The 1,449-nt window shown below is 65.1% G+C and carries 2 protein-coding genes; both read left to right on the top strand.

Going from position 1 to position 1,449, the window contains the following annotated elements; all coding sequences use genetic code 11:
- On the top strand, positions 1 to 539 hold a 539-nt coding region (locus ACRX4W_RS09715; protein WP_347487368.1), incomplete at its 5' end, for a helix-turn-helix domain-containing protein.
- Between the two features lie 29 nt (positions 540 to 568).
- On the top strand, positions 569 to 1,411 hold the full coding sequence (locus ACRX4W_RS09720) for an IS3 family transposase (RefSeq protein WP_432300267.1): 843 nt from the start codon (positions 569 to 571) through the stop codon (positions 1,409 to 1,411).
- Positions 1,412 to 1,449 lie beyond the last annotated feature (38 nt).

Consider the following 1,449-nt stretch of genomic DNA (forward strand, 5'->3'; position numbering starts at 1 on the left):
TGAACTGCCTCCCATTTCTTGGACATGAGAAATGGGAGGCTTTCTTTATGCGCGTTGATTTGAGAGTGAAGCATGATATCGAGGCCAGGAAGGCGGCCATAGGGCTCTTCGAGCTCGGGCACGGGTATAAATCTGCCGCGATTGCCCTTTCGCTTCCCGTGGAAGCCGTGAGAAGATGGCAGGAGATATACCGCGCATTCGGGAGCGAGGTGCTGCTGCGCATGGACGGAAAGCAGGGCAGGTACACATACGAGCAGAAGGTCGCCGCCGCCTCCGCCGTCGTCGACGGCGGCATGACGAAGACCGAGGCGATGGCGGCGTTCGGCATAATGTCGATGTCGCCGCTCAAGAAGTGGTGCGCGCTATACCGCCGGGGCGGCGCGGAGGCCCTGCGCCCGAGGCCCAAGGGCCGGCCGAAGGGTTCCAAGGCGAGGCCGCGGACCCGCGAGGAGGAGCTCGAGGAGCGGTGCCGTAGGCTCGAGGCCGAGGTGGCCTACCTAAAAAAATTACGCGCCCTGGTCGAGAGGGACGGGCTCTGACCAGGGCGAAGGCCGAAGCGGTCGCGGCCCTGCGCGCCGAGGGGCACGCGCTCGGGCACCTGCTCGCATGCGCCGAGCTCAAGCGGTCGACCTACTACTACGCCCTCGCGCACCCGCCGAGGCCCACGCGCCCCGAGCTCTGGGAGGCGGCCGCCGAGATCTTCTCGCGCACCGCCAACGGCTGCGGGCACCGGCAGATAGCGATGTGCCTCAGGGCGGAAGAGGGGGCCGTGATAGCCGACAAGACCGTGCTCAAGATGATGCGCGAGATGGGGATTCGCTGCGGTATCAGACGCGAGACGGCCTACCACGGGTACAACTCGTACAGGGGCGTCGTCGGCAGGACGTTCGAGAACGTGATCGCGAGGGATTTCGACGCCGGGGCCCCGTGGCGGAAGCTGGGAACGGACGTCACCGAGTTCAAGGTGGCGGGCGGCAAGGCCTACTGGGCCCCGACGCTGGACTTCTGCACCAAGGAGATCGTGGCGAGCGACATATCGACCACGCCCGACATGGCCCAGCAGGTCAGGATGCTCGACGAGCTGCTGTCCAAGATCCCCGAGGGCGCCGCCCCGACCATGCACTCGGACCGGGGCTGGCAGTACCAGCACGCCTCGTACACATCCAGGCTCGAGGCCGCCGGCATCGTCCAGAGCATGTCCAGGAAGGCGAACTGCATCGACAACGCCGCCACCGAGCAGCTCTTCGGCCACGTCAAGGACGAGTTCTACCGGGGCCGCGAGTGGGAGACGTTCGAGGATTTCAAACGCGACCTGGAGGAATACATAGTCCACTGGAACACGAGCCGGAGGCAGGTAAGATTGAAGGGCCTGACCCCGGAGGAGTTCCGGAATCAGGCCCTCGCGGCCTAGTCGCTATTTAGGGCGTCCAAGATTTGGGACGCAGTTCA

This window comes from Collinsella aerofaciens, assembly GCF_964283865.1.
GTDB lineage: Bacteria > Actinomycetota > Coriobacteriia > Coriobacteriales > Coriobacteriaceae > Collinsella.